The 26,416-nt window shown below is 71.3% G+C and carries 23 protein-coding genes; 17 read left to right on the forward strand and 6 right to left on the reverse strand.

The genetic code is table 11. From position 1 onward, the window contains the following. Positions 1-129 precede the first annotated feature (129 nt). Positions 130-531, reverse strand: coding sequence for an STAS domain-containing protein (locus N5I75_RS03565; RefSeq protein WP_476674172.1), 402 nt, complete (start codon positions 529-531; stop codon positions 130-132). Positions 532-793: 262 nt separating this feature from the next. Here N5I75_RS03565 and N5I75_RS03570 point away from each other — a divergent pair, with 262 nt between their 5' ends. From N5I75_RS03570 to N5I75_RS03580, 3 genes are all read left to right on the forward strand, one after another. After that, on the forward strand, positions 794-1,183 hold the full coding sequence (locus tag N5I75_RS03570) for an ATP-binding protein (protein WP_476674174.1): 390 nt from the start codon (positions 794-796) through the stop codon (positions 1,181-1,183). Between the two features lie 99 nt (positions 1,184-1,282). Continuing rightward, the gene (locus N5I75_RS03575) at positions 1,283-2,152 is read left to right on the forward strand and encodes a SigB/SigF/SigG family RNA polymerase sigma factor (RefSeq protein WP_476674176.1); all 870 of its coding nucleotides are present in this window, start codon (positions 1,283-1,285) and stop codon (positions 2,150-2,152) included. A gap of 151 nt (positions 2,153-2,303) precedes the next feature. Then, positions 2,304-2,888 (forward strand): dihydrofolate reductase family protein, encoded by a 585-nt coding sequence (locus N5I75_RS03580; RefSeq protein WP_476674178.1) that lies wholly within the window; start codon positions 2,304-2,306, stop codon positions 2,886-2,888. 10 nt (positions 2,889-2,898) lie between these two features. Here N5I75_RS03580 and N5I75_RS03585 read toward each other — a convergent pair whose 3' ends face one another. Genes N5I75_RS03585 through N5I75_RS03600 form a run of 4 tightly spaced genes read right to left on the reverse strand, consistent with a single transcriptional unit; the run spans position 2,899 to position 6,735 of the window. Then, a complete protein-coding gene (locus tag N5I75_RS03585) occupies positions 2,899-3,882 on the reverse strand; it encodes an aliphatic sulfonate ABC transporter substrate-binding protein (RefSeq protein ID WP_476674180.1) in 984 nt (327 codons plus the stop codon). Between the two features lie 51 nt (positions 3,883-3,933). Beyond that, a complete protein-coding gene (locus tag N5I75_RS03590) occupies positions 3,934-4,713 on the reverse strand; it encodes an ABC transporter ATP-binding protein (RefSeq protein WP_476674182.1) in 780 nt (259 codons plus the stop codon). Further along, entirely contained in the window at positions 4,710-5,522 is an 813-nt protein-coding gene (locus N5I75_RS03595; protein ID WP_476674184.1) for an ABC transporter permease, read from the reverse strand. Before N5I75_RS03595 ends, N5I75_RS03590 begins: the two co-directional genes overlap by 4 nt. Before the next feature lie 19 nt (positions 5,523-5,541). Then, positions 5,542-6,735 carry an ROK family transcriptional regulator gene (locus N5I75_RS03600; protein ID WP_476674186.1) on the reverse strand — a complete coding sequence of 398 codons (1,194 nt, stop codon included), beginning with the start codon at positions 6,733-6,735 and terminating at the stop codon, positions 5,542-5,544. 252 nt (positions 6,736-6,987) lie between these two features. Between N5I75_RS03600 and N5I75_RS03605 the strand changes: the two genes are divergently transcribed. Next, entirely contained in the window at positions 6,988-8,499 is a 1,512-nt protein-coding gene (locus tag N5I75_RS03605; protein WP_476674732.1) for a sulfatase family protein, read from the forward strand. Positions 8,500-8,504: 5 nt separating this feature from the next. After that, positions 8,505-9,830 (forward strand): family 43 glycosylhydrolase, encoded by a 1,326-nt coding sequence (locus tag N5I75_RS03610; RefSeq protein WP_476674188.1) that lies wholly within the window; start codon positions 8,505-8,507, stop codon positions 9,828-9,830. Positions 9,831-9,857: 27 nt separating this feature from the next. Here N5I75_RS03610 and yicI read toward each other — a convergent pair whose 3' ends face one another. After that, on the reverse strand, positions 9,858-12,089 hold the full coding sequence (yicI, locus tag N5I75_RS03615; protein ID WP_476674190.1) for an alpha-xylosidase: 2,232 nt from the start codon (positions 12,087-12,089) through the stop codon (positions 9,858-9,860). Between the two features lie 312 nt (positions 12,090-12,401). Here yicI and N5I75_RS03620 point away from each other — a divergent pair, with 312 nt between their 5' ends. From N5I75_RS03620 to N5I75_RS03675, 12 genes are all read left to right on the forward strand, one after another. Beyond that, on the forward strand, positions 12,402-13,676 hold the full coding sequence (locus N5I75_RS03620; RefSeq protein WP_476674192.1) for an ABC transporter substrate-binding protein: 1,275 nt from the start codon (positions 12,402-12,404) through the stop codon (positions 13,674-13,676). A 16-nt stretch (positions 13,677-13,692) separates the two neighbouring features. Continuing rightward, the gene (locus N5I75_RS03625) at positions 13,693-14,637 is read left to right on the forward strand and encodes a carbohydrate ABC transporter permease (RefSeq protein ID WP_476674194.1); all 945 of its coding nucleotides are present in this window, start codon (positions 13,693-13,695) and stop codon (positions 14,635-14,637) included. Between the two features lie 5 nt (positions 14,638-14,642). Further along, positions 14,643-15,491 (forward strand): carbohydrate ABC transporter permease, encoded by an 849-nt coding sequence (locus N5I75_RS03630; RefSeq protein WP_476674196.1) that lies wholly within the window; start codon positions 14,643-14,645, stop codon positions 15,489-15,491. Positions 15,492-15,500: 9 nt separating this feature from the next. Next, positions 15,501-16,886 (forward strand): GH1 family beta-glucosidase, encoded by a 1,386-nt coding sequence (locus N5I75_RS03635; protein ID WP_476674198.1) that lies wholly within the window; start codon positions 15,501-15,503, stop codon positions 16,884-16,886. Between the two features lie 208 nt (positions 16,887-17,094). Continuing rightward, positions 17,095-17,532 carry a DUF6299 family protein gene (locus N5I75_RS03640; RefSeq protein WP_476674200.1) on the forward strand — a complete coding sequence of 146 codons (438 nt, stop codon included), beginning with the start codon at positions 17,095-17,097 and terminating at the stop codon, positions 17,530-17,532. Between the two features lie 174 nt (positions 17,533-17,706). Further along, positions 17,707-20,430 (forward strand): ATP-binding protein, encoded by a 2,724-nt coding sequence (locus N5I75_RS03645; protein WP_476674202.1) that lies wholly within the window; start codon positions 17,707-17,709, stop codon positions 20,428-20,430. Positions 20,431-20,452: 22 nt separating this feature from the next. Then, positions 20,453-20,587 (forward strand): hypothetical protein, encoded by a 135-nt coding sequence (locus tag N5I75_RS03650; RefSeq protein WP_476674204.1) that lies wholly within the window; start codon positions 20,453-20,455, stop codon positions 20,585-20,587. Between the two features lie 82 nt (positions 20,588-20,669). Beyond that, positions 20,670-21,815: a HesA/MoeB/ThiF family protein gene (locus N5I75_RS03655; RefSeq protein ID WP_476674206.1), complete on the forward strand. Its 1,146-nt coding sequence runs from the start codon at positions 20,670-20,672 to the stop codon at positions 21,813-21,815. Positions 21,816-21,838: 23 nt separating this feature from the next. Beyond that, complete coding sequence (locus N5I75_RS03660; RefSeq protein ID WP_476674208.1) at positions 21,839-22,693, forward strand: class I SAM-dependent methyltransferase; 855 nt, start codon at positions 21,839-21,841, stop codon at positions 22,691-22,693. Positions 22,694-22,700: 7 nt separating this feature from the next. Then, positions 22,701-24,452, forward strand: a complete 1,752-nt coding sequence (locus N5I75_RS03665; RefSeq protein ID WP_476674210.1) for a M3 family oligoendopeptidase — start codon at positions 22,701-22,703, stop codon at positions 24,450-24,452. Continuing rightward, the gene (locus N5I75_RS03670) at positions 24,449-25,243 is read left to right on the forward strand and encodes a DUF3050 domain-containing protein (RefSeq protein ID WP_476674212.1); all 795 of its coding nucleotides are present in this window, start codon (positions 24,449-24,451) and stop codon (positions 25,241-25,243) included. The genes N5I75_RS03665 and N5I75_RS03670 overlap by 4 nt, the downstream gene beginning before the upstream one ends. Next, positions 25,240-26,412: a CapA family protein gene (locus tag N5I75_RS03675; protein WP_476674214.1), complete on the forward strand. Its 1,173-nt coding sequence runs from the start codon at positions 25,240-25,242 to the stop codon at positions 26,410-26,412. The genes N5I75_RS03670 and N5I75_RS03675 overlap by 4 nt, the downstream gene beginning before the upstream one ends. The last annotated feature ends 4 nt before the right edge of the window (positions 26,413-26,416 follow it).

The following is a 26,416-nucleotide window of genomic DNA, read 5'->3' on the forward strand; positions in this document are numbered from 1 at the left end:
GCCCACTCAAGGGCATAAGGGGCGGAATGTCGGGTACTGGCGTGGCATCGGCCCCCGCGGGTTGTGCAGTGGGAACCCTGCGCCTCCGCGCTCGCGGGGGCCGGTCCTGGCCCCCGCGAGCGCGACCGGCTACGGCGTGGGGCCGTCGGGAGGCATCGTGCCGATGTCGAGAAGTTCCTGGACGCGCCGCACACCCTCGTCGCGCGTACCGGCCAGCTCCAGTACCTCGGTGACCCCGGTGATCTCGAAGAGCCGCTGGACACCGCTGTGGTACGGGCCGGACAGGACGAACGGCCGCGCCTGCTCCTGGTGATCGGCGTGCGCGCGCAGGATCAGATTGAGCAGGGTGCTGTCGGCGAAGGTGAGATCGGCGAGGTCGAGCAGGGTGGCCGTGGTGCTGGTGTCGGTCCGCGCGTCGGAGAGCGCGAGGCCGGCCTCGTCCTGCTCCTCCAGTTCGATGGTGTTGCGGAACGAGACGATGACCACCCGCTCCTGCTGGGTGAGTTCGATGCTCGGGCTGTCGGGAACCATCCTGCGACCCTCCCACATCAGCACCGCCTTGTGACAGGCGGATCCCCGAGCCGGGCCCCTCGCCGGCACCTGTATGCACGATGCCGCCCGGTTCGGTGGGAACACCTGGTCCACCGGTGTTTTCGCGGGTGTGAACACGCTCCGCGGAAATGCGGGTTTTGCCCGGACGGACGAGTGTGGGGCTCGAACCGGCGGGCACGCGAGGGCTTACGACGACATATGAGCAGTGTTTGCACGCGTGCAGAGAAAGGATCACGCTGTGATGAGCGTTCCCGAGACCCTTGAGGGAGAGCGCGCCAGCTGTGCGGGGGCACGGTCCGTCGTCCGCTCGGTGCTGATGGAGGTGTGCTGCGGCCTGCCGCTGAACACGGCGCGCCGCCTGCGCGACGACGCGTTGCTCGTGGCCAGCGAGCTGACGTCCAACGCGCTCCAGCACGGCGGCGGAGTCACCAGCTTCAGCGCGCGCCTGCGCGGCGACGCCCTGGAGCTGCGGGTCAGTGACCGCAGCCGCGACGTGCCGTGCACCACACGGCCCGAGCGCGGGCGGCCCGGCGGCTACGGCTGGATGGTGGTCCAGCGCCTCAGCTCCCGCCTCGGCATCGAGATCGAGCCCGGCGGAAAGACGATCACCGCCATGGTGGCGCTTCCATAGAAAATAGTTTCCCTACAGCATGTGTGTGGAGCGGAAGGCGGGGTAGCCGGACGCCTACGGGGAGGCAAGGTCGACATCGACATACGTAGGGCGGGACACATGAGCAGCGTGGCAGAGCGAGACCGGACCCAGGACACGGCCGTTGCGGTCGAGGAGCGGCTGATCGAGCGTGCTTACGCGGACCCCGCCTCGGTCGCGCCCAAGGACGCCCGTGAGGTCGGCCGCCACTTCTTCGACCGGCTCACCCAGCTCGAAGAGGGCACGCACGAATACAGTTACGTGCGCAATGTGCTGATCGAGATGAACCTCTCCCTGGTGCAGTACGCGGCCTCCCGCTTCAAGCACCGGGGCCCGCAGGAGATGGAGGACATCGTCCAGGTCGGCACCATCGGCCTGATCAAGGCGATCGACCGGTTCGAGCTGACCCGTGAGGTCGAGTTCACCTCCTTCGCCATTCCTTACATCACCGGTGAGATCAAGCGCTTCTTCCGTGACACCTCCTGGGCCGTGCACGTGCCGCGCCGCCTCCAGGAAGCCCGCATCGAGCTGTCCCGGGCCACCGAGGAGCTGCGCACCCGCCTGGGCCGCTCGCCCTCCACGGCCGAGCTGGCCGAGCTGATGCAGCTGGACCCGGCCGAGGTCGCCGAGGCGCAGAAGGCGTCCAACGGCTACAACAGCGTCTCCCTCGACGCCGCCGTCTCCGGGACGGACGACGAGTCCGACACTCTGCTCGCGGACTTCATCGGCATGGACGAGGACCGCTTCGAGCTCGTGGAGAACTTCCACTCCCTGGCCCCGCTCATCGCCGACCTCGACGAGCGCGACCGCCGCCTCATCCACCTCCGCTTCGTCGACGAGCGCACCCAGCAGGAGATCGGCGAGGAGCTCGGCTGCTCGCAGATGCACGTGTCCCGGCTGATCTCCCGCGTCGTGAAGAAGCTGCGCGAGGGCCTGCTCACCGCTGAGTGACCGCGACCTGAACCGCTGAATGACCCGCACCGCTGAATGACCTGCCTTGGAACGACCGGATCGTGCACGCGCGGCCCGTACGGCGATGAGTCCCGCCGTGCGGGCCGGTCTGCATCTCCGACAGTGCGCCGTCGCACCCGAGGAGAGCGCCATGACCGCCACCTACACGTTCGACGTCTTCACCAGCCTCGACGGCTTCGCCGCGGCCGGTGGCGACTGGACGGGCTACTGGGGCAAACAGGGCCCCGAACTGCTCGCACACCGCCTCGGCCTGTACGAGGAGGACCAGCGCATGGTCTTCGGGGCCCGTACGTACCGGCAGTTCACGCAGATGCTCGCCGAGAGCACCGCGGACTCCGACGTCCGCGACCCCTGGGTCACACGGATGCGGAACCTCCCCGCGACCATCGTGTCGAGCACCCTCGACGCGGCGCCCGACTGGCCCGACGCCACCGTCGTGCGCGGGGACGCCGTGGACGTCGTCGGCCGGCTCAAGAAGGAGTCCGAGGTCCCGCTCCGCTCCCACGGCAGCCTCTCGCTCAACCGGGCGCTGATGGCCGCCGGGCTCGTCGACCGGGTCCAGGTGACCCTCTTCCCGGTGATCACCGGGCGGACCGGCCTCGAACCCGTCTTCCAGGGAGCGGCCGACTTCGATCTCGAACTGATCGAGCGCCGGACCCTGGACCGCGACATCCAGGAGCTGGTCTACCGGCCGACCCTGCACCCGCAGCCGTAGTGGGTCCGTTCTACTTCTCGTAGGTCTTCGTGTAGAGGTCGCCCGAGTAGTAGTCGGCGGGGTCGGGGTTCTTGTCGAGCTGCTTGTTGCGGACGAAGAAGTCGCCCAGCTTCTTCAGCCACTCGTCGACCTCGCCGTTCTTGGTCTTCTCGGCCAGCTCCTTGGTGGAGAGGGTCTCGACGTGCGAGGCGTCGGCCCTGGTCTGCGCCTCGGTGACCTCCAGCATCCTGGCGGTCAGCGCGATCGTCTCGTCGGGGTGCTGCGCGCGCCAGTCGTTGGCCTGCTGCAACACCTCGACGACAGTGCTGTTCTTCGACTCGGGCACCTTGTTGCCGGCGACGAACGCGGTGGGGAAGGAGTCCCCGGTCTCCTTCGTGTCGGCTATCTCCGTCAGGCCAGGCACCTTCTTCTTGATGGTGTCGATGGCGGGGTAGAAGAAGCCCGCGCCGTCGATCTTCCCGGAGGAGAAGGCGGAGACGATGGTGGACGGGTCCATGTTGACCTTGTCGATGTCCTTCGCCGTCATCCCGGCCTCCGCCAGGGCGATGTTGAGGACCATGTCGCCCGAGGTGCCCTCGGGTACGCCGACGCGCTTGCCCCTCAGGTCCTTCATCGACTCGATGCCTGGCTGGCCGATCACCCGGTCCGCGTAGGTCAGGGTGTCGATGGCGATGACCTTCGACTTGCCGGACGCGGGCAGCCACATGGCGCCGGGGCCGATGTAGCCGTAGTCGAGGTCCCCCGCGCTGAGCGCCTGGATCTGGACGGGGCCGTTGTTGAAGGTCTTCACCTCGGCGGTCAGGCCCGCCTTCTTCCACAGGCCCTGCTTCTCGGCGATGGCCAGGAGGCTCGCTCCGTTGTAGTCGCCGATATAGCCGAACCGGACCGTGCCGTCGTCCCCGGCGGCGTCACCGGAGCAGGCGCCGAGGGAGAGCGAGAGCGCGAACGCGACGGGCAGCGCGACGAGGGCGCGGCGGGCCGTGCTTCTGGGCATGAGGGAGTGTCCTCTCGGGGTGGAGCCAAGGCGGGAGAAACAGGGGGTGCGTCAGGCGGCCTGGTGCGGCGTTTCCTGGTGGTACACGGACGTCCACACCTCGTTGCGGATGCGCCGGAACTCGGGCGAGAGCCGGATCTCCTCGGTACGGGGGTAGGGCAGGTCCACGTCGATGATCCGGTGGACGCGGCCGGGCCTGGCGGCCATGACGACGACACGGCCGGCGAGGTAGACCGCCTCGTCCACGTCGTGGGTGATGAAGAGGACGGTGCGCTTCTCCTGGCTCCAGGTGGCGAGGAGCTGGTCCTGGAGCTGGACGCGGGTCAGCGCGTCGAGCGCCCCGAACGGCTCGTCCATCAGCAGGACTTGAGGGTCGACGGCGTACGCGCGGGCGATGGCGCAGCGCTGCTTCATCCCGCCGGACAGCGTCTTCGGCAGCGCGTCGGCGAAGTCGCCGAGCCCGACGAGCGCGATGGCCCGCTCGGCCCTGCGGCGCCGTTCAGCAGCGGGGAGCGAGGCGAGCTTGAGCCCGAACTCCACGTTCTGCCGGACGGTGAGCCAGGGGAAGAGCGCGTACTGCTGGAAGATCACGCCGCGGTCGGGGCCAGGACCGGTGACGGGCGTGCCGTCGACCAGGACGCTGCCCGCGTCGGGTTCCTGGAGCCCCGCGGCCATGCTCAGCAGCGTCGACTTGCCGCACCCCGAGGGGCCGACGACGGTGACGAACTCCTGGTCCGCGATGTCCAGGCGCACCCCGTCGAGCGCGGTGAACGTCGCGCCCTTGAGCGGGAAGGTCTTCACCACGTCCCGGAAGCTGATCTTGCTGTTCATCGTCGCTCCTGCCAGCCGGTGAGGCGTCGCTCGGCCAGCAGCAACAGCCGGTCCATGACGAGCCCGAGGATGCCGATCGTGATGAGGGACACGAAGATCGTGTCCATTTCGAACCAGGTGGACGCCTTCTGCATCCGGTAGCCCAGACCCTCCTGCGCGCCGATGAGTTCGGCGGCCACGACCGTGGCCCAGGACGCGCCGAGGCCGATCCTCATGCCGACGAGGATGAACGGCGTGGAGGCCGGGACGACGACCTTGGCGAAGATCGTGCGGTCCGGGGCGCCGAGCACCCGGGCCGCGTTGATCAGCGTCTTGTCGACGTCGACGACGCCCTGGAAGGAGGAGAGGACGCACGCCATGAACGACGCCAGGAAGATCACCGCGATCTTCGGCACCTCGCCGATGCCGAGGAGCACGACCGCGAGCGGGATGAGCGCGAGCGGCGGGATCGTCCGGAAGAACTGGATGTACGGCTCGACCAGGGCCCGCACGGCCGGGTACCAGCCCATGAGGAAGCCGACCGGGACGGCCACGAGCACGCCGAGGGCGTAGCCGGACAGGACCCGGCGCAGGCTGGCGAGGGTGTCGGAGACGAGGGTGCCGTCGGCGATCATGTCGCCGGCCTTCTCCGCGACCGCCACCGGTGCGGGCAGGTTCTCGACCCAGCCCAGGGCGGCCACGACGCCCCACACGGCGACGCCCGCCACCACCGCGACGACGTTCAGGAGCAGGGGCCCGCGCCGGGAGCGGCGCGGCTGCCGCCCTTGTGCGTCGGTGGCGGTCTTGTCGACCGGAGCGGTCACAGCCATGGGTACCTCGCCGGTGACGTCACGCGTTCTCCTCGGATGCGGGCCGCGGGTAGTGGGAGAGCAGGGGGGATTCATGGAGAACGAGGGCGATGCCGCCCAGCGCGCTGCCGGTGTCGCCGAGCGTCGCCCGCCGTACGTCCACATGGCGGCGGGCCAGTGGCATCAACTGCTCGCGCAGGGCGCGTTCGACGGGTTCGAGGAGCGCGGGCCCGGCCTCCGCCAGCTCCCCGCCGACGACGATGACACCCGGGCCCACGGCGTGACACACCGCGGCGAGCACACCACCGATGTCGTGTCCCACACGTGTGAGCACGTCGAGCGCGCACGGATCACCGGACGCCGCCGCGGCCAGGAATCCGGCGAGATCGTCGGCCCGGCCCCCTGCCTCGCGGTAGCGGAACAGTACGGCGTCCAGTGAAGCCCGCGTCTCCAGACAGCCGGTGCCGCCGCAGCCGCACGGCCGCCCCGCCGGGTCCACGGTGATGTGCCCGAACTCGCCGGACAGACCGTAGCGCCCGCGGTGCAGCGCGCCGCCCACGACGAGGCCGCCGCCGACGCCGTGCGACAGCCGCAGATAGAGCACGTCGCTGCTGTCCTTCGCCGCGCCCCACACCGCTTCGGCGAGCGCCGCGAGCCGGGTGTTGTTGTCGAGGACGACGGGGACGCCGAACCGCTTGCGCAGCAGGTCGGGCAGGCCGTCGATGCCCTGCGCGCGGGCGTTCTCGCTGCCCGGGTCGGTGAGCGGACCGACGACACCGACGCCGATCGCGGAGAGCGCGTCGAGGTGGACGGCGCCGGACGTGGCGAGCAGCCGGGCCGCGATGTCGATCCGCTCGGGCCACGACAGGTCCGCCGCGTGGGCCTCGCTCGCCGAACCGATCACCTCGTGGGCGAAGTTGACCGCCGCGACATGGACGGCACGGCGTGCGAAGTCGATGCCCACCGCCTCACCGGCGGCCGGGTTGAGGCTGAGCTTCTCCACCGGCCGTCCGCGCTTGCGCACCTCGGCCTGCGGTGTGCCGGCGACCACCGAGCCGCTGCCGGTGAGACCGGCGACGATGTCGTGCAGCGTGGTCCGGGACAGGCCGCTGCGCGTGCCCAACTCGGCGCGGCTCAGCGGGCCGTGCCTGCGCAGCAGCTCGAGAACGGCTTGCTCGTGGCTGCGTCGGAGCCGCGTCAGCGGACCGTCGTGTTCGTGCATGGAGGACAGCATGTGAGCGCCGCGTATTTTCGTCAATGACTCGAAACAAATTGTTCACATGAACGCGACGTCACAAGTGCCCCCTGTCCCTGACCGAGTTGACCTGCGGCCCCGTACGGTGAGGAAGCGCCCGATGGCCGCCCCCGCAGCCGGTCCCGCTCGATTTATGTACGCACTCTTGACTTAAATCATCGCGGCGCCGGAGCATGCCCGGACCGACTGAGAGCCTGCGTCATGATCCGAAAGGCCCCCGTGCGCCACAACATGCTCTTCCTGATGACCGATCAGCACCGCGTCGACACCCTGGGCGCGTACGGCAACCCCCACACACGGACCCCGCATCTCGACCGGCTCGCGGCACAGGGCACACGTTTCGACAGCTTCTACACACCCACCGCCATCTGCACCCCGGCCCGCGCCAGCCTGCTCACCGGCGCGGCCCCGTTCCGCCACAAACTGCTCGCCAACTACGAACGCAACGTGGGTTATCTGGAGGACCTCTCCGACGGCCAGTTCACCTTCTCCAAGCAACTGCGCTCCGAGGGCTACCACCTGGGCCTGCTCGGCAAATGGCACGGCGGCGTCCGGCGCACCGCCGCCGACTACGGCTTCGAGGGCCCCGACCTGGCCGGCTGGCACAACCCCGTCGACCACCCCGACTACCTCGCCTACCTGGACGAGAACGGCCTGCCCCCGTACCGCATCACCGACCCGGTGCGCGGTACGACCCCCAACGGCAGCCCGGGCAATCTGCTCGCCGCTCGCCTCCACCAGCCGGTCGAGGCGACCTTCGAGCACTACCTGGCGACCCGCACGATCGAGATGCTGCACCGCTTCGCCGCCCAGGAGGACGGGGGAGAGGGCGCACCGTTCTTCCTGGCCACCCACTTCTTCGGCCCCCACCTGCCGTACATCCTCCCCGAGGCGTACTACGACATGTACGACCCGGCACTGGTCGAGCTGCCCGCCTCCATGAGCGAGACGTTCGCGGCGAAACCGCCCGTCCAGGAGAACTACAGCAAGCTGTGGGCCTTCGACACCATGCCGATCGAGGAGTCCCGGAAGCTCATCGCCGTCTACTGGGGGTACGTCACCCTCATCGACGAGCAGATCGGCCGTATCCTGGACGCCGTACGGGAGTTGGGCCTTGACGAGCGGACGGCGGTCTTCTTCACCGCCGACCACGGCGAGTTCACCGGCGCCCACCGCCTGCACGACAAGGGCCCGGCGATGTACGAGGACATCTACCGCATCCCCGGCCTCCTCAAGGTCCCCGGCGCCCCGCAGGGCCAGGTGCGCGAGGAGTTCGTCTCGCTCACCGACTGCACCGCCACCATCCTCGACCTGGCGGGCAGCAGCACCGAACCCGCCGTGGACAGCCGCAGCCTGCTGCCCCTCGCGCGTGGCGAACACCCGGCGTGGGACGACCACCACCTCGCCGAGTTCCACGGCCACCACTTCCCCTACCCGCAGCGGATGCTGCGCACCAGACACCACAAGCTGGTGATCAACCCGGAGTCCGTGAGCGAGCTGTACGACCTCGACGCCGACCCCGACGAACTGCACAACCGCTACGACGACCCCGAGATGCTCCACGTACGGCGCGAGCTGACGCGCCGCCTGTACGACCTGCTCCGTGCGCGCGGCGACAACTTCTACCACTGGATGACACCCATGTACGACGTGGAGACGACCTACGACACGACGCTCTCCGCGTTCGAGACGAGCAAGTCGAGCGAGTCGAGCAAGTCGAGCCACACGACGAAGGAGAACTGACGGAGATGACCGCACCCGGTGACGCACTTCCCCTCGGCCGCCGCGCGCTCATGGCAGGCGTGGCGGGCTCCGTGGGCGCGGTGGCGCTGTCCACGGGCACGGCCCAGGCCCGACCCGGCACCGCCGAAGTGGCCAAGCGGGGCCACTACCCGTGGAACTGGCCCGCCCAGGAACCGTACGGCCGCGCGGACGCCCGCGAGGAGCTGTGGCCGCGCGACGACAACTCCTTCGTCCTCCCGCTCGAACTCCGGCCCCGCGACGAGGAGCTGGGCCGGGTCTGGATGCGGGACACCTATGTCAACTGCTTCGAGGTCGACGGCCGCCCGCTCTACGTCGCCACCGGTACCACACGTGTGCCCGGACTCCCGGCGGCCGGCCCCTGGAACGACGGCATCTTCGTGTGGACGGCCCGGTCACTGCACGGTCCGTGGAAGCTGGCCGACACCACGAGGATCCGGCCCGACGCCGAGCGCGGGAAGGTGTGGTCACCGGAGTTCGCCGGGGAGAACCGGCCCGGCCGCACGGTCGTCGCGCCCTGGCAGGAGTACTGGTACGACGACGGCCAGTTCGGCAAGCGCGGCAACGCGTGGGCGCCCGAGCTGCACTACTTCCGAGGAAAGTGGTACATGGTCGCGTGCATGGGCGACCACTCGCTCAAGGTCGGCTCGTTCGTGCTGGTCAGCGAGGGCGGCGTCGAAGGCCCGTACCGCCTGATCGAGGGCAACCTCGACAAACCCTTCGGCGAGTCCTTCATCGGCGGGCCGACGTGGATCAAGCCCGGCGCCTACTTCCACATCGACGGCAGCATCTACACCGAGGGCAAGGACGCCTGGCTGGTGCTGCACAACCACCTGTACGCCAAGTTCCGCCCGGACATGGAGGACATCGAGACGACGACGGACCTCCCGCTGTTCCAGCAGAAGCCGTACACACCCGAGCCGTACCTCGAAGGCGCCTACGTGTTCAGACACGGTGGCAAGTACTACCTGCTGCACGCCGCATGGGACCGCACGTCGATCGACGCCTACGGCAGCCCCCGTCATGCCTATGAGGTCGGGGCGGCCGGGCGGACCCAGTACCAGTACGACGTGATCGTCGCCGTCGCGGACCGCTTCGAGGGCCCGTACTCCGAGCGCTGGACGGCGGGCGTCGGAGCCGGGCACAACAACTTCTTCGAGGACCGGGACGGAGAACTCTGGGCGACCTTCTTCCGCAACCCGGCCGCCGGGTACTGGGCCGATCCGTCCCGGGTCGACGACGCCGCGGTGCCCGGCGTCGTACGGGTGGAGTGGACCGGCCCGAAGGGCAACCGCCTGTACGTCAAGCGGTAGCCCTTCCCCGTCAGCACGGCCCCGGTGTCACAGCTCCTTGAGCGTGGGCGCCGGGGCTCCCTCGGACGGTTCCACCGTCACTCCGCCGTCGCCGTTCGCGTCCCGTCGTACGCGGTACGCGGCTGCCTGGCGGCCATGGTGGTCGGGGACCGTGACCGTCACGTCCTGCGCGTCCGGGGTGACGAGCAGCGTCAGGCCTTCGGTCCACTCGCCGTCGGGGCGCTGCTCGTCCGCGCCGAGCGGGAGCACCGCGCCGGGGCGTACGTACAGCGGCAGGCTGTCGTAGCCGTGCGTCTCGCGGCGCCAGGCCGGGCCCTGCACCTGCTCACCGGTGAGGAGGTGGGTCCAGGTGCCTTCCGGCAGGTAGAACTCGACCGTGCCGTCCGTCGAGAACACCGGCGCGACGAGCAGGTCGGGGCCGAGCATGTACTGCCGGTCAAGGGCGCGGCTCGTCGGGTCCGCCGGGAACTCCAGGAGCATCGGGCGCATCAGCGGCACGCCCGTCGCGTGGGCGTCGGCCGCGACCCCGTACAGGTACGGCATGAGGCGGTGCTTGAGCTTGGTGAACGTGCGGGCCACGTCGACCGCCTCGTCACCGAACTCCCACGGCACCCGGTACGAGCTCGAGCCGTGCAGGCGGCTGTGCGAGGAGAGCAGGCCGAAGGCGAGCCAGCGCTTGAAGACCGCCGGGTCGGGGGTGCCCTCGAAGCCGCCGATGTCGTGCGACCAGAACCCGAAGCCGGACAGGGACAGCGAGAGGCCGCCGCGCAGGGACTCCGCCATGGCGCCGAAGGAGGAGAAGCAGTCGCCGCCCCAGTGCACGGGGAACTGCTGGCCGCCGGCCGTCGCCGAGCGGGCGAAGAGGACCGCCTCGCCGATGGCGCGCTCCTTCTCCAGGAGCTCGAAGACGACCTGGTTGTACAGGTGCGTGTAGTAGTTGTGCATGCGCTCCGGGTCGGAGCCGTCGTGCCAGACCACGTCGGTGGGGATGCGCTCGCCGAAGTCGGTCTTGAAGCAGTCCACGCCCTGGTCGAGCAGGACCTTGAGTTTGGCCTGGAACCAGGCGCACGCCTCGGGGTTCGTGAAGTCGACGAGCCCCATGCCCGCCTGCCACAGGTCCCACTGCCAGATGTCGCCATTGGCCCGCTCGACCAGATAGCCGTTCTCGGCGGCCTCGTCGAAGAGCGCCGACTTCTGGGCGATGTACGGGTTGATCCACGCCGAGATCCGCAGGCCGCGCTCCTTGAGCCGGGCCAGCATGCCCTCGGGGTCCGGGAAGACGTCCGGGTCCCAGGTGAAGTCCGACCACTGGTACTCGCGCATCCAGAAGCAGTCGAAGTGGAAGACGCTGAGCGGGATGTCCCGCTCGGCCATGCCGTCGACGAACGACGTGACCGTCTCCTCGTCGTACTGCGTGGTGAACGAGGTGGTCAGCCACAGGCCGAACGACCAGGCCGGCGGCAGCGCCGGGCGGCCGGTCAGGGCGGTGTAGCGGCGCAGCACGTCCTTCGGGGTCGGGCCCGCGACGACGTAGTACTCCAGGGTCTGATCCTCGACGCTGAACTGCATCTGGCCGACGGCCTCGGAGCCGATCTCGTAGCTGACCCGGCCCGGGTGGTTCACGAAGACGCCGTAGGCGCCGGCGGGGGAGAGGTGCAGGCTGAACGGCACGTTCTTGTACGCCTGCTCGCTGCTGGTGCCGCCGTCGGCCTGCCACATGTCGACGGTCTGGCCGTTCTTGGCGAACGGGGTGAAGCGCTCGCCGAGGCCGTAGACCTGCTCACCGACGCCGAGCGTGAGCTGCGCGCCCATGTGGTGCCGGCCCTCGGCGGTGGTGAAGAAGGCGGTGCCCTTGCGGCCCGCGGCGGTCACCTCGCGCCCGGCGGTGTCGCGGAAGGACAGCGTCCAGGGCGCGGCCGTGTCCAGGCGCACGGAGAGGGCGCCGCTCGTCAGCGCGACAACGTTGCCATCGCGTGTGACGTCCCCAGCCGGGGCGTCCGCGCCGGGCAGCGAGAAGTCGGGGCCCGGGTGCCGCTTGCCCGCGTGGTGGGTCGTGCGGACACCGATCACCCCCTCGGCGGGGGAGAAGCACTCGGTGGTGAGCAGCGGGGCGTTGAGGGTGTCGCCGCGGCGCTCGACGCGCTTGACGGACGCGTAGGCGGTGAAGCGGCCGGTGTCCGTGCGGACGTCGCGGACCTCGGTGGCGTACGAGGCCTTGACCCCGTCGCGCATCAGCCAGAAGCCGTCGGTGAACTTCATGATCTTCCCTGGGGGGCGGAGGGCGGTTCAGACCAGCATTCGACCGTACGGGCGTCGAAAGATCAAGGCATGTGAGGAAAAATTGTCGAAGCGCTTCGACAGCGCTCTAGCAGGGAGAAAAAGTGTGCTGAGCGGGAACGGATCGGGTTCCGGGGTCTAGCGCTTCGACGCTGCATGGCGTATTAGTCAATGCAGAAAACAAAAGCCGGGTGACCGGGTCACGCGACCCCTTCTCAGGGCGTGTGAACCCTGTGGCGCAACACCGGAGTTCCGCCCGGGGCCGGTCATCCCTCCCACGCAAGGGCAACCACCGTGACAGCAGTTCCCCCGCCGGACGTGCCGCGCGCCAGGCGCCGTCGCCCCGGCCGCCGGGCCCGACGAGCCGCGGCCCCGCTCACCGTTGTCTCCGTACTCGTCGCAGGCGCGGCACTCGCAGGCTGCGGTGCCCAGCGCGACGACGACGTGTACACCGTCCTGAACTCCTCGACCGACGACTCGTACCACGGCTGGGACGCCGCCACGCTCGCCCGCTGCAGCAAGCAGCTCGGCATCCGCATCGAGCAGCAGAGCGTGCCCGCGGCCCAGGTCATGACGAAGTCGCTGCGCATGGCGTCGTCGAAGTCGCTCCCCGACGTCATCCAGTTCGACGCCTCGGAGATGCCGACCTTCGCGGAGGCGGGCGGCCTGGTCGACCTGCGCTCCCTGGGCCTGTCCACCCAGGACATCCCGGAGGGCATCGTCGACTTCGGCTCCTACAAGGGGACGTACTACGGGGCCGCGCGCACGGTGAACACCCTCGCCCTGTTCTACAACAAGGACATCCTCGACAAGGCGGGCCTCGATGTGCCCACCACCTGGGACGAGATGCGGGAGACCGCGAAGAAGCTCACCCAGGGCAAGCAGTACGGGATCGCGCTGAGCGCGGGCGGCGCGGAGGACGGCGTCTTCCAGTTCACCCCGTTCATGTGGTCCAACGGCGGCGACGAGACGAACCTCGCCACGCCGCAGGTCGCCGGGGCGCTCGACTACTGGAAGGGCCTCCTCAAGGACGGCTCGCTGTCCAAGTCGACCGTGAACTGGACGCAGGCCGACGTCAACGACCAGTTCATGGCGGGCAACGCCGCCATGATGATCAACGGTCCGTGGCAGGTCGAGACCCTCAACACCAAGAAGAGCCTGCACTGGGAGATCGCCCAGATCCCCGTGCCGAAGGCCGGTGACGACTCGGTGGGCCCGCTCGGCGGCGCCGTCCTGACCGTCCCGAAGACCGGTGACACCGCGCGCCAGAAGACCGCCGCGAAGATCATCGGCTGTATGGCGAGCGAGAAGGAGCAGATCTCCTACGCCCGCAACAGCTGGATGGTGCCGGCCAACGAGAAGGCCGCCGCGCTCTGGCGCAAGGAGGTGCCCGAGCTGGACGCCCTCGCCGACCAGGTGGCCACCGCCCGCTCCCGCACCACGAAGGTCGGCGCGCGCTGGTCGTCCGTGTCGCTGGCGCTGCAGAGCGCCTTCCAGTCGGCGCTCACCGGGCAGTCCAGCGAGGCCGCGCTGAAGAAGGCGCAGAGCCGCGCCATGAGCGGGAACTGAGGGGACGCAACCGATCATGTCGACCACCACCACGGCGCCCGTCGCCCGCCCGGCCGAGGCCGCGCCCGCCAAGCCGCGCGACACGCGGCGCCGCCGCAAGCTGTCGCAGTGGGGCTTCATCGTCCCCGCCGTCGTCTTCATGCTGCTGTTCTTCGGCTACCCGCTCGTCCGCAACGTCGTGATGAGCTTCCAGGACTTCTCGCCGTCCACGTTCTTCGACGGCAAGTCCCCCTTCAACGGCACCGACAACTGGAGCAAGGTCTTCCACGACGACCTCTTCGGCAAGGCGCTGTGGCACACCATCGTCTTCACGATCGGCTCGCTGATCGGCCAGTTCGGCATCGGCCTCGCGCTCGCCGTCTTCTTCACCAAGCGGTTCCCGCTCAACGGCCTGCTCCGCTCGCTGATCCTGCTGCCCTGGCTCGTCCCCATGGTCGTCTCGGGCATCGTCTGGCGCCGCATCCTCGACCAGGACACCGGCGTCCTCAACTCCTTCCTCGACACCCTCGGCCTCGGCGGCTCCACCCCGTGGCTGACCAGCCCCAGCATGGCCCTGTTCTCCGTGATCATGGTGAACATCTGGATCGGCATCCCGTTCAACATGGTCATCCTCTACGGCGGACTCCAGGAGATCCCCAAGGAGCTGTACGAGGCCGCGTCCCTGGACGGCGCCTCCGCCTGGCGCACCTTCCGCTCCATCACGCTGCCGCTCCTCAAGCCGGTGATCACGGTCGTCCTCGTGCTCGGCTTCATGTCGACGGTGAAGATCCTCGACCTGATCCTGGCCCTGACCGACGGCGGGCCCGCCGACTCCACGCAGACCCTCGGCACGCTCACCTACCAGAACTCCTTCGTCCAGCTCGACTTCGGCGCGGGCGCCGTCGTCGGCAACGTGCTCATCCTGATCTCCGCCGTCTTCGCGGTGTTCTACCTGCGGGCCAACCGCACCGAGGGGAAGTGACCGGCATGGCGACCGCATCTGTCACGACGGACACATCTGTCACGACCAAGCCGAAGCGCCGCTGGGGCGCCACCGTCGCCGGTGTCGTCATCCTCGGCGTGATGCTCTTCCCGCTGTACTGGATGATCAACACCGCGCTCCAGCCCGAGTCCGGGCTGCTCGAAGTGGACCCCGTCCCGCACTCCCTCGACCTCTCCGGCTTCACCTCCGCCATCAGCGAGCAGGGCGGCCATCTGCTCACCTCGCTCGCCGTCGCGCTCGGCGCCGTCGTCATCTGCCTGGCGATCGCCGCGCCCGCCGCGTACGGGCTCGCCCAGTTCCGGCTGCGCGCGGGGCGCGCCATCGTCTTCGGCACGCTCATCACGCAGATGGTGCCGGGCATCGTCATCGCCAACGCCCTCTACAGCGCGTACGTCGATCTGGGTTTGGTCAACTCCTACTTCGGCCTGATGCTCGCCGACGCCTCGCTCGGCATCCCCTTCGCCATCGTCCTGATGCGCTCGTTCATGGTGGCCATCCCCAAGGAGGTCATCGAGGCGGCCGAGGTCGACGGCGCGGGCAAGCTGCGCACGTTCGTCCGGGTCGTGCTGCCGATGAGCCGCAACTCGCTGATCACCGCGGGCCTGTTCTCCTTCCTGTACGCGTGGAGCGACTTCATGTTCGCGCTCACGCTCAACACCACCGACGACGTCAAGCCCGTCACGCTCGGCATCTACCAGTACATCGGCGCCCACGTCGGCGACTGGGGCTCGGTCATGGCCGCGTCCGTCCTGTCCGCGATCCCCGCGGCCGTGCTGCTCGTCCTCGCCCAGAAGTACATCGCCGCCGGCATCACCGGCGGATCCGTCAAGTAAGGCTCCTCCATGAACGACCTGCCCGTGTTTCCCGAAGGCTTCGTGTTCGGGGCGGCCACCGCCTCGTACCAGATCGAGGGCGCCGTCACCGAGGACGGCCGCGGCCCCTCCATCTGGGACACCTACAGCCACACGCCCGGCCGCACGGACGGCGGCGACACCGGTGACGTGGCCTGCGACCACTACCACCGCTACCCCGAGGACGTGGCGCTCCTGCGCGACCTCGGCGTGGACTCGTACCGCTTCTCCATAGCCTGGCCGCGCATCCAGCCCACGGGAGAGGGACCCGCGAACCGGAAGGGCCTCGACTTCTACTCCCGCCTCGTGGACGAGCTGCTTGAGGCGGGCATCGAACCGGCCGCCACCCTCTACCACTGGGATTTGCCGCAGGCGCTCGAAGACAAGGGCGGCTGGCGGGTGCGCGAGACCGCCGAGCGGTTCGGCGAGTACGCGGGCATCGTCGCCGAGCACCTCGGCGACCGCGTGCCGCGCTGGATCACCCTGAACGAGCCGTGGTGCAGCGCGTTCCTCGGCTACTCGGTGGGCCGCCACGCGCCCGGCGCGCAGGAGGGCACGGGCGCGCTCGCCGCCGCGCACCACCTGCTCGTCGGCCACGGCCTGGCGATGCGGGCGCTGCGCGCGGCCGGGGTGCGCGAGGCGGGCATCACGCTCAACCTCGACCGCAACGTCCCCGCGACCGACTCGGCCGCCGACCGCGCCGCCGTGCTCCGCGCCGACACCCAGCACAACCTCGTCTGGACCGAGCCGCTCCTCGCGGGCCGCTACCCGGCCTCCGAGGAGGACACCTGGGGCGAGCTGATCACCGGGCAGGAGTTCCGCCGCGACGGCGACCTCGAACTCATCGGCCAGCCGCTCGACTTCCTCGGCATCAACTACTACCGCCCCATCGTGGTCACCGACGCCCCGCACCGCGAGCCGGACCCGGCCGCCCGCGTCGCCACCGACAACCGGTACGCGGAGGTGGGCTACCCGGACGTCCGGCGCACGGCGATGAACTGGCCGGTCGTCCCCTCGTCCTTCACGGACCTGCTGACCGACCTCAAGGCCGCGTACGGGGACGCCCTGCCGCCCGTCCACATCACGGAGAACGGCTCGGCGGAGCACGACGTGGTCGCCGAGGACGGCGCGGTCCACGACTCCGACCGCGTCACCTACCTCCACGACCACCTCGCGGCGCTGCGCACGGCCATGGACAAGGGCGTGGACGTCCGCGGCTACTACGTCTGGTCGCTCCTGGACAACTTCGAGTGGGCGCTCGGCTACGCCAAGCGGTTCGGCATCGTCCGCGTCGACTACACCACGCAGGAGCGCACCCCGAAGGACAGCTACCGCTGGTACCAGCAGCTGATCGCGGCCCACCGCTCAGCGAGCTAGCCGCTCAGCGGCGGCATGCCACCGGCCGGGCGGCGAGGGACCATCCACCTCGGCGCTCGGCCGGTCCGTGCCCGGCGCGTCACTCCGGCGCTCGCGCCACCGACGCGTCAGCCGCGCCGAGGACTCGCCGCCGAAGGGATGACGAACACGTGCCGAGGGCCGGGTGACCGATATGAATGGAGGTTCCCGAAATCTAGGAGGATGTTCCATGTCGTCTCGGCTCCGCCCTGTCCTGGGCACGACCATCGGCGTCTCGCTCCTGCTGGCCGCCCCGGCGGCGACGGCCGCCGAACCGTCCGAGTACGTCAAGGTCGACCCGGTCGGAAAGATCGCCGAGGACGGCACCGTGACCCTCTCCGGCACCTACCGCTGCGTCAACAGCCGCTCCGTGACCTTCGTGTCCTCCTCCGTCAAGCAGGGCAGCGGCAACACGCGCTACGGCATCGGCGGATCCACGGCCATGTGCGACGGCGCCGAGCACACGTGGAAGAACAGCGGCAAGGCCCGTACGCTCGCCGACACGGACAAGATCCAGCCGGGCGTCGCGCACATCGAGGCCACCGTGATGGAGATGCGCATGCACGGACTGATCCCGCTGCCGCACTTCCACGCCGTGGCGCAGCAGGACGTGACGCTGCAGCGCTGAGAGGCACTTCCGCCTCCTACGCAACCCCACGGAACCGGAACCCCCGCTTTGGCCCGCTGAGGCGCGCGCCCCGCGCTGAACGCGGGCCGCCCCGCACCCGTACCCCCGATATCGGCGCGGGCGCCCCCGCAGTCGGCGAGGCGCCCGCGGTACGTCCAGACGGGGAGGACGGAAGTGGCGCAGACAACGGAGCCCCTGGTCGGCCGCGCGGCGGAGCGGCGGGTGCTCGCGCGCGCGGTGGCCCGGCTCGGGGCCGGGGCGGGCCAGGCGGTGGAGATCACGGGCGAGCCGGGCATCGGCAAGACGCGGCTGCTCGCCGAGCTCGGGCGGATGGCGGCGGCCGGGGGCTGCCCGGTGCGGACGGGCCGGTCCCCGGACCACGCGGCGGCCACCCCGGCACGGGCGTTCCACGTGGCCGCGGACGCGGAGGCGGCGCAGGTCAGGGAGCGGCTCGAATCGATCACCCCGGCCGGCGGCCTCGTGGTCCTGCTCGACGGGCTCGAACGGGCCGGCGCGGACTGCGTCGCGACGCTCGACGCCCTGTTCCGGCGCCCGCCCAGGGCCCCCGTCCTGTTCGCCCTCGCCTACCGCGGGCGACAGGCGCCGCCCCCGCTCTGCGCCCTCCTCGGCACCGCGCTGAGCGGCGGACTCGACGTCGAACGCATCCCCCTCGGACCTCTCACGGACCTCGACCGCGCGGAGGCCGAGCACCTGACCGGCCCCGCCGCCGGCGACTGGCGGGCCCTGTGCCGCGCGGCCGACGGCAACCCGCTCTACCTCCAGCTCCTGGCCGGTGCCGGGGCGCGCGGCGGTGACCTGAGCGCCTCCTTCGAGGCCGAGGTCGCCCGGGACCTCGCACGGGTCTCCGCGACGGCCCGGCAGGTCGCGCGCGCCGCCTCCGTCATCGGCACCCGCTTCACCTGCGAACTGGTCGCGGAGGCGATCGGCGCCGACGCGCTGCCCGTACTCGCAGCCCTCGACGAACTCGTCGCGGAGGACCTGGTCCGCCCGGCCGGGGCGCCCCGCACCTTCGCCTTCCGCCACCCGCTGCTGCGCGACGTCATCCTCCGCTCCACCCGGCCCGGCTGGCGCGTCGCCGTGCACACCACCGTCGCCGCGGCGCTCACCCGCGACCGCGCGGAGCTGCCGGACCGTGCCCGCCACATGGAGTACGCGGGCCGGGCGGGCGACCTGGAGGCCGTACGCGTGCTGGCGGACGCCGCGCGCCAAGTCCGCCTGGCGGAACCCGACTGCGCGGTCCGCTGGCTGCGGACCGCGCTGCGGCTGCTCCCCGCGGACGCCGCGGAGCTGCGGACACGTCTGCGGCTGCGCCTCGCGCACCTGCTCGGGGCCGTCGGGCGGCTCGGGGAGAGCCGGGACCTGCTGCACAGCGTCCTTGAGGAGCTGCCGCGCGAACCGGCGGGCCGCCATGCCGAGGCGGTCGCCGCGTGCGCGTTCGCCGAGCGGTCCCTCGGACGGCGCGCCGAATCGCGCTCGCTGCTCGCGGGCGCCCTGCGGGGAGCCGCCGCACGGGACGGCGAAGCGGCCGGAATCCTCGAATTCGCCCTCGCGCGCACCGAGTTGGCGGACGGCCGGGCCGCCGACTGCGCCACCCGCGCCGCCCGCTCCCTGGCGGACGCCGAGCGGTCCGGCGACCGCCCGCGCGCGGCGGCCTCGCACGCGCTGCTCTCCCTGACCGGCGTCCTGACCGGGGACACCGCCACGGCGCGCGAGCACGGCGCGTCCGCCGCCGCCCACGTCGACGGACTCCTCGACGGCCAACTGGTGCGCCAGCTCGACGCCCCCGTCTGGCTCGGCTGGAGCGAGGCGCTGCTCGGGCGGCAGCGTGAGGCGCTCGGCCACCTCGACCGCGCGGTGGCCCTGGCCCGCGGCTCGGTGCGGGACTTCGCCCTGACGCATCTGCTGACGGCCCGCGCCTTCGCCGCCCAGCTCTCGGGGCGGCTCGACGAGGCGGAGGCCGCCGCCACCGAGGCGCTCGACCTCGCCGTGCGGTGCGGTGCGCAGGAGGCGCGGTCCGGCGCGCTCGCCCTGCTCTGCCGCATCGCCGTCGCCACCGGCGACCACGACGCCGCGCTGCGCGCCGGGGACGAGGCGCTGGACCGGCGGGCGCCGGGCGCGGACGGCTGGTTCGGCGCGTCGGTCGTGCACGCCGTCGCGGAGGCGCGGCTCGCCACACGGGACGCGGCCGCCTGTCTCGCCGCGGTGCGCGACGCGGGCGGCCCCGGTCTCACCGACGCCGACCCGTGGTCGCGGGTCGACTGGTGCGAGCTGCTCACCCGGGCCGCGCTCGACGCCGGACGCGCCGACGTGGCCGCGTACTGGGCGGACCGGGCCATGGAGGCGGCCCGCCCCCTCGACCTGCCGGGCCGCACCGGACTCGCCCTGCTCGCCCGCGCCCACCTGCTCGCCGCCGAGCACCCCGAAACCGCCTACGGCACCGCCGTGGCCGCGTACGAAGGGCTCGGCGCGGCCGGGCAGACCGTCGACGCCCACCGGGCCCGGCTGCTCGCCGCCACCGCGCTCGCGGCAGGCGGGGACGCCCGGCGCGCCGCCGCCGAACTCGTCGCCGTGCAGCGGGTGTTCGCGCGCTGTGGGGCCCGCGCTCTCGCCCGTACGGCCGCCACCGAACGGCGCCGCGTGCTCGGGCGGGCAGCACGGCCTGCCGCGAGCGGGCGTGCCGTGGAGCAGCTCACCCGGCGCGAGGGCGAGGTGGCCGTCCTCGTGAGCGAGGGGCTGACGAACCGGCAGATCGCGCACCGGCTGAAGGTCACCGAGAAGACCGTGCAGATGCACCTCTCGCACGCCTTCGCCAAGCTCCGCGTCCCCTCGCGCGCCGCGCTCGCGAGCGCCGTCGTGCGCGCCGCCGCCGGGATCTGACGGCGGCAAAAACCTGGGGTATGTGCCAATACCCGGCGCCGCCGGTGTTCCGCACTGTGGAACCTGTCGGAACTACTTCGCCGGGGAGGTGAACAGCATGTCGATCGTCCTCAAGACCCGCAAGACGAGCATCGCCGGCCGCGCCGTCGCCACCTGATGAACGTCGCGGGCGTGCGGCCGCGGCCGCACGCCCGCCCCTCTCAGCCACCCCACACCATCCGCTTACGGGGGACGCACCGATGACCCAGCACCAGCACCGCACCAAGCCACGCATCAAGCCGACCCTGCCGGTCTACCGCGTGGCCGGCCAGATCCACATCCAGCTGCCCGGCAAGAACATCGAGATAGCCGATCCGAACGGGGCCGTGGCCACGTTCGTCCACCTGCTCGACGGCACCAGGACCGTCCCCGAGGTGGCCGAAGCCCTGCGCGCCGAGGGAGCGGGCGGCACCGGGCACGAGGTGGAGCAGGCCGTACGGGACCTCGCCGCCGCCGGGCTCCTGGAGGACGGCGCCGCCGAACCCGGCCTCGACGCCCACCACCTGGAGCGCTGGAAGCGCAACCTCGGCTTCCTGGAGAACTACGCCACCCTGGAGACCAGCAAGTACGAGCTGCAGCGCCGGATGCGCGACTACCGCGTCGTCCTCCTCGGGCTCGGCGGCGTCGGCAGTCACCTGCTGTACGACCTGGTCGGCCTCGGCGTCCGCGACATCCGGGTCGTCGACTTCGACACCGTCGAACTGTCCAACCTCAACCGGCAGATCCTCTACCGCGAGGAGGACATCGGCCGCGCGAAGATCGAGGTCGCCGCCGAGCGCATCCTCGCCTACGACCCGCTGCTCAAGCTCGACACCCGCTCCACCTACATCGGCTGCGCCGAGGAGGCGCTGGCCGTGGTCGAGGGCCGCGACCTCGTCCTGTCGGCCGTCGACATGCCGAAGATGCAGGTCGTCAACTGGATCAACCACGCGTGTGTCACGGCGGGCGCGACGCTGATCACCGGGGGAGTGGACAGCCGCCGCATCGCCTACTACACGATGATCCCGGGCGTCACCGGCTGCGTGGAGTGCTGGAAGGCGGACGTCGCCGAGCGCGACCCCGTCCTCGCCGACCTGTACGCCACGAAGGCCGAGTGGGCCGAGAGCCACAGCTCCGAGCCGCGGTTCCCCGAGGACATGTCGGCGTTCGGCGCGCTCGTCACCCTCTACACCGCACACGTCCTGGCCGAGGTCGTCCGGCTCTCCACCGGCATCGCCCCCTCCACCTCGCAAGGGCGCCTGATGGAAGCGTTCTTCGACGACGCGGTACCGCGCGAGTCCGAGCGCTGGAGCCGCCGCCCCGACTGCCCGGTCTGCTCCCACCTGCCCGCGTCCGCCGCGGCCTGACCCATCGACGGGGGACGAAAACGATGCGTACACCCCGCGTACGGACGCGCGCGCCCGAGGACCCGGGCCGCTGCGTCGACCGCAACCGCGACCTGTGGGACACCTGGACCGGCTTCCACGTGACCAGCGGCCACTACGACGTCCAGGGCTTCCTGCGCGGCCGCTCCACCCTGCAGCCCTTCGAACCCGACGAACTGGGGGACGTCACGGGACGCTCCCTGATCCACCTCCAGTGCCACTTCGGCCTCGACACCCTCAGCTGGGCGCGGCGCGGCGCCCGCGTGACCGGCGTCGACTTCTCACCGGCCGCCGTCGGACAGGCCAGGAAACTCGCCCAGGAGGCGGACCTGCGGGCGCACTTCACCTGCGCGCGGATCGACGAACTCCCCGACTCGCTCGACGGTTCCTTCGACATCGTCTACGTGTCGTGCGGCTCCGTCGTCTGGCTGCCGGACATCGCCCGGTGGGCCCGCTCGGCCGCCCGCCTCCTCGCGCCGGGCGGTGTCCTGTACGTCACCGAGTACCACCCGGTGCTGCACACCCTGGACTTCGACGACGACGCCCGCGAACCCGTCCTGCGCTACCCGTACTTCCACCGCGCCGAGCCCATCGCGCACGAACTGCACGGCACCTACACCGACTCCGCCGACGACGTCACCGAGTCCGGCTACACCTGGGCCCACTCGCTCGGAGCGATCGTGACGAGCGTGCTCGACGCCGGCCTGCGCCTGGAGTTCCTGCACGAGTTCCCCTCCGCGCAGTTCGCCGTCCTGCCCTACCTGGAGCGGCGCGAGGACGGCAGGTACTGGCTCCCCGCGCACGTCGAGGGCGAACTGCCCCTGCTGTTCACGCTGCGCGCCACCCGGCCGGAGAGGTGAGCGGGCCGTGCGATGGGATCTGTCGTCCCTGGCGCCGCCCCCGGAAGGTGCGGCCGTCGCGGCACGCGCGCGTGGCTGCGCCGAACGCTGGCGCGGCCGCGTCGCCTCCCTCACCCCGCGCGAACTGGCCCGCCTCCTGCGCGACCTCGGCGAGACACGGGCGGGCCTGCTCCACCTGGTGTCGTACGCGACGCTCCACCAGGCCCTGGACGTGTACGGCGAGAAGGGCGCCCAGCTCGCCCTGGAGGCGGACCTGGTGACGGACACCGTCGACGAGGCCCTGCGCTTCTTCGACACCGAGTGGCAGGCGCTCCCCGAGGCCCGCGCCGAGCGTCTGCTCGGCGAGCCGGGCCTCGCCACCTACCGCCACCTGCTGCGCACCGCGCGGGAGGCGTCGGCCGTGCGCCTGCCCGAGCGGGACGAGGGACTCCTCGCGGCCCGCGAACCGGTCGCGCAGGCGTGGGGGCTCCTGCACGACCGGCTGCTCGCCCCGTACGACGAGGCCCTGTACGGGATCGCGCACCCCGACCCGGCGGTGCGCCGCACCGCGTACGACACGCTGGCCGAGGGGCTCGCGCCGCACGCCGCCACGCTCGCCCTCGCCTACGACACCCTGGTCGCCGACCGGCTCACCACGGACCGGCTGCGCGGACTGAGCCGCCCCCGCGCGCTGAGCGACCTCGACAACCAGCTCGACCCGGCCACCGTCGACGACATGCTGGCCGAGACCGAACGCGGGCGCCCCCTCGCCGAACGCTGGTTCAGGCACAAGGCGCACCGTCTCGGCGTACGGGTCCTCGCGCCCTGGGACGAGCGGGCGCCGCTCACCACGGGGGCCGGGGACCGCATCGAGCTGACGGAGGCCGTCGAGATCATCTGCGCGGCCTTCGCGCAGGTCTCCCCGGAGCTGGCCCGCGTCGCCCGGCGCATCGTGGCGGAGGGGCGGATCGACACCGTCGCCCGCCCCGGCCGGCTGTCCCGCGCGTTCTCCCTGCCGGTCCCGTCCGAACGGACCTGCTTCGTCCTCGTCAGCTACGAGGGGCGGCCCGCCGACGTGCTCGACCTGGCTCATGAGCTCGGCCACGCCGTCGCCTTCGTCCTCGCGGCGCGGGAACAGCCCGCGCTCGTCTACGACGCGCCGACCGCGCTCAGCGAAGTCCCGGCCTGCTTCGCGGAGCTGGCCGTCCTCGACCGGCTGAGGGCCGACGCGGACCCGCGCCGCGCGGCGGCGGCGGCCGAACTGTGGCTCGACCGCTGCGTGACCACGGTCTTCCGGCAGGCGCTCGTCACCTCCTTCGAGCAGGCGACGTACGACCTGCGCGGTCAGGGCAGGGTCCTGGACGCCGCCGCGCTCGGCGACCTCTGGGAGACCGCTCACCAGGCCACCTACGGCACCGCCCTCGCCCCCGGCGCCCTGCACCGCCTGGGCTGGATGCGGATCCCGCACCTGTTCCAGGGCCGGTTCTACAACTACGCGTACACGTTCGCGTGGCTGGCGGCGGTCGGCCTGCACGCCCGGCGGCGGATCGCCCCGGCGTCGTTCGGCGCCGACTTCGCGGCGTTCCTGCGGGCGGGCGGCACCGAGCCGCCCCGCGTCCAGCTCGCCCGCCTGGGGCAGCGCATCGACGCCCCGACGAGCTGGCGCTCCGCCTTCGCCGAGATCCGCTCGCGTCTCGACGCGCTCACCGACCCCGGCCGCCCGGACGGCGGCACGGCCCTTCCGACGCTTCCCCACCTACCCGACCGGAGCACGGCATGATGTCCGACCGCTACCACTGGAACCGCACCCACCCCGGCCTCACCGGCCTGCAACAAGCCATCGAGCCCGACCGCCTGCTGATCGTGAACCACCGGATGTACGGCCGGCTCGACCGCCTCGACCGCATCCGCGTCTTCCTCCAGCACCACGTCTTCGCGGTCTGGGACTTCATGTCCCTCCTGAAGAGCCTGCAGCACGAGCTGACCTGCGTGGAGGTGCCGTGGGTGCCGCAGGGCCCGACGACCAGCCGCCGCCTCATCAACGACATCGTCCTGACCGAGGAGAGCGACGAACTGGGCGACGGCCACCTCAGCCACTTCGAGCTCTACCTCCGCGCCATGGCCGAGGCGGGCGCGGACAGCGCGCCCATCCACTCCTTCATCGAACAGCTCAGGACCGGGACCCCGGTCGCCGAAGCCCTCAAGCTCGCCGAGGCGCCGCAGGCCGCCGCCGACTTCGTCGCCGGAACCTGGGACATCATCGAGTCCGCGCCGGTCCACGCCCAGGCCGCCGCCTTCGCCTTCGGCCGCGAGGACCTGATCCCGGAGATGTTCGAACGCGTCCTGCGCATCGAGGACGCGCAGCCGCGACTCGCCACCTTCAAGGACTACCTGGTCCGCCACATCGACCTCGACGGCGAGCAGCACACCCCGATGGCGATGCAGATGCTCATCGACCTCTGCGCCGACGACCATGACAAGTGGGCCGAGTGCGCGGTCACCGTACGCCGCGCCCTCGCGGCCCGGCACACCCTGTGGAGCGCCATCGCCGACGCACTCGTACGGGTATGAGCACGAGGATCGTCGCGGCGGTCGGGGACGTCCTGGTCGAGCGGGACCACCCGGAGCGGGCGCTCGACGCGGTGCGGCCGGTCCTGGACGGAGCCGACCTGGTCCTCGGCAACTTCGAGGGCGTCCTGACCGACACGCACCCGGTGGCGCCCGGCATGACCGCGTCGACCGTGGTGGCGACGGCCCACTCCGCGCCGCTGGCCGCCTTCGACGTGCTGTCGCTGGCCAACAACCACGCCATGGACGCCGGCCACGGGGGACTCACGGACACGATGGCGGCCCTCGCGGACCTGGGGGTCGCCACGGCCGGCGCGGGCGGGAACCTCGCGGAGGCGCTGCGCCCCGCCGTGGTTCCGGTGGGCGGTGCCGAGGTGGCGGTGGTGGCCTGCGCGTCCGTCCTGCCCGTCGGGGCGCACGCCGGGCCCGCCACGCCGGGCGTCGCGCCGCTGCGCGCCGAGGACTGCTACACCGCGCCGCTGCCCGGCCACGTCTGCCCCGGTGTGCCCGCCAAGGTCGTGTCGATCCTGGACGAGCGGGACTGGGCGGCGGTCGAGAAGGCCGTCACGGAGGCGCGGGCCAGGGCCGGGATCGTCGTGGTCAGCGTGCACTGGGGCGACCACACACGGCCCTGGGTGATCACCGAACACGAGCGGTTCTGCGCCGAACTCCTCGCGGGCGCGGGCGCCGATCTCGTCCTCGGCCACCATCACCACCTGTGGCGCGGCGCCGAGTTCATCGGCGGGACGCCCGTCCTCTACGGCCTGGGCCACCTCGTGTTCGACATGCCGCGCTTCCCGGCCGAACTCCGGGCGCGCGGCGTGGACCTGGACCGTGCGACCCCGGCCGACCTGGAGGCGGCGTTCGGCCCGTACGGCTTCTATCCACGGCCGGACAGCAGCCCGGCCTACCCCTTCCATCCGTCCTCGCGCATCACCGCCGTAGCACTTGTCGAGATCGACGACGGGGGCGGCGTCGGCCGCTGCGCTCTGGTGCCCTGCCTGATCGACCGCGCCGGGACGCCCCGCCCGGTCGGCCGCGACGACCCGCGCTGGGACGAGGTCCTCGCGCATTTCCGCTCCGCCATGACCGAACCCCGGCTCACCACAAGGGTGGTGGACCGGGGTGAGGTGTTCCGGGGTTTCCCGCTGGTGACTCTGGAAGAGGGGTGAGGGC

The organism is Streptomyces sp. R818 (assembly GCF_056172735.1).

Excerpts from the sequence above, each read along its gene's own strand:
- N5I75_RS03675 (WP_476674214.1), top strand. The coding sequence starts at position 25,240 with ATGAGCACGAGGATCGTCGCGGCGGTCGGGGACGTCCTGGTCGAGCGG.
- N5I75_RS03605 (WP_476674732.1), top strand. The coding sequence starts at position 6,988 with ATGCTCTTCCTGATGACCGATCAGCACCGCGTCGACACCCTGGGCGCG.
- yicI (WP_476674190.1), bottom strand. The coding sequence starts at position 12,089 with ATGAAGTTCACCGACGGCTTCTGGCTGATGCGCGACGGGGTCAAGGCC.
- N5I75_RS03590 (WP_476674182.1), bottom strand. The coding sequence starts at position 4,713 with ATGAACAGCAAGATCAGCTTCCGGGACGTGGTGAAGACCTTCCCGCTC.
- N5I75_RS03630 (WP_476674196.1), top strand. The coding sequence starts at position 14,643 with ATGGCGACCGCATCTGTCACGACGGACACATCTGTCACGACCAAGCCG.
- N5I75_RS03640 (WP_476674200.1), top strand. The coding sequence starts at position 17,095 with ATGTCGTCTCGGCTCCGCCCTGTCCTGGGCACGACCATCGGCGTCTCG.
- N5I75_RS03600 (WP_476674186.1), bottom strand. The coding sequence starts at position 6,735 with ATGCTGTCCTCCATGCACGAACACGACGGTCCGCTGACGCGGCTCCGA.
- N5I75_RS03610 (WP_476674188.1), top strand. The coding sequence starts at position 8,505 with ATGACCGCACCCGGTGACGCACTTCCCCTCGGCCGCCGCGCGCTCATG.
- N5I75_RS03635 (WP_476674198.1), top strand. The coding sequence starts at position 15,501 with ATGAACGACCTGCCCGTGTTTCCCGAAGGCTTCGTGTTCGGGGCGGCC.
- N5I75_RS03570 (WP_476674174.1), top strand. The coding sequence starts at position 794 with ATGAGCGTTCCCGAGACCCTTGAGGGAGAGCGCGCCAGCTGTGCGGGG.
- N5I75_RS03575 (WP_476674176.1), top strand. The coding sequence starts at position 1,283 with ATGAGCAGCGTGGCAGAGCGAGACCGGACCCAGGACACGGCCGTTGCG.
- N5I75_RS03655 (WP_476674206.1), top strand. The coding sequence starts at position 20,670 with ATGACCCAGCACCAGCACCGCACCAAGCCACGCATCAAGCCGACCCTG.
- N5I75_RS03660 (WP_476674208.1), top strand. The coding sequence starts at position 21,839 with ATGCGTACACCCCGCGTACGGACGCGCGCGCCCGAGGACCCGGGCCGC.
- N5I75_RS03595 (WP_476674184.1), bottom strand. The coding sequence starts at position 5,522 with ATGGCTGTGACCGCTCCGGTCGACAAGACCGCCACCGACGCACAAGGG.
- N5I75_RS03585 (WP_476674180.1), bottom strand. The coding sequence starts at position 3,882 with ATGCCCAGAAGCACGGCCCGCCGCGCCCTCGTCGCGCTGCCCGTCGCG.
- N5I75_RS03625 (WP_476674194.1), top strand. The coding sequence starts at position 13,693 with ATGTCGACCACCACCACGGCGCCCGTCGCCCGCCCGGCCGAGGCCGCG.
- N5I75_RS03670 (WP_476674212.1), top strand. The coding sequence starts at position 24,449 with ATGATGTCCGACCGCTACCACTGGAACCGCACCCACCCCGGCCTCACC.
- N5I75_RS03565 (WP_476674172.1), bottom strand. The coding sequence starts at position 531 with ATGGTTCCCGACAGCCCGAGCATCGAACTCACCCAGCAGGAGCGGGTG.
- N5I75_RS03580 (WP_476674178.1), top strand. The coding sequence starts at position 2,304 with ATGACCGCCACCTACACGTTCGACGTCTTCACCAGCCTCGACGGCTTC.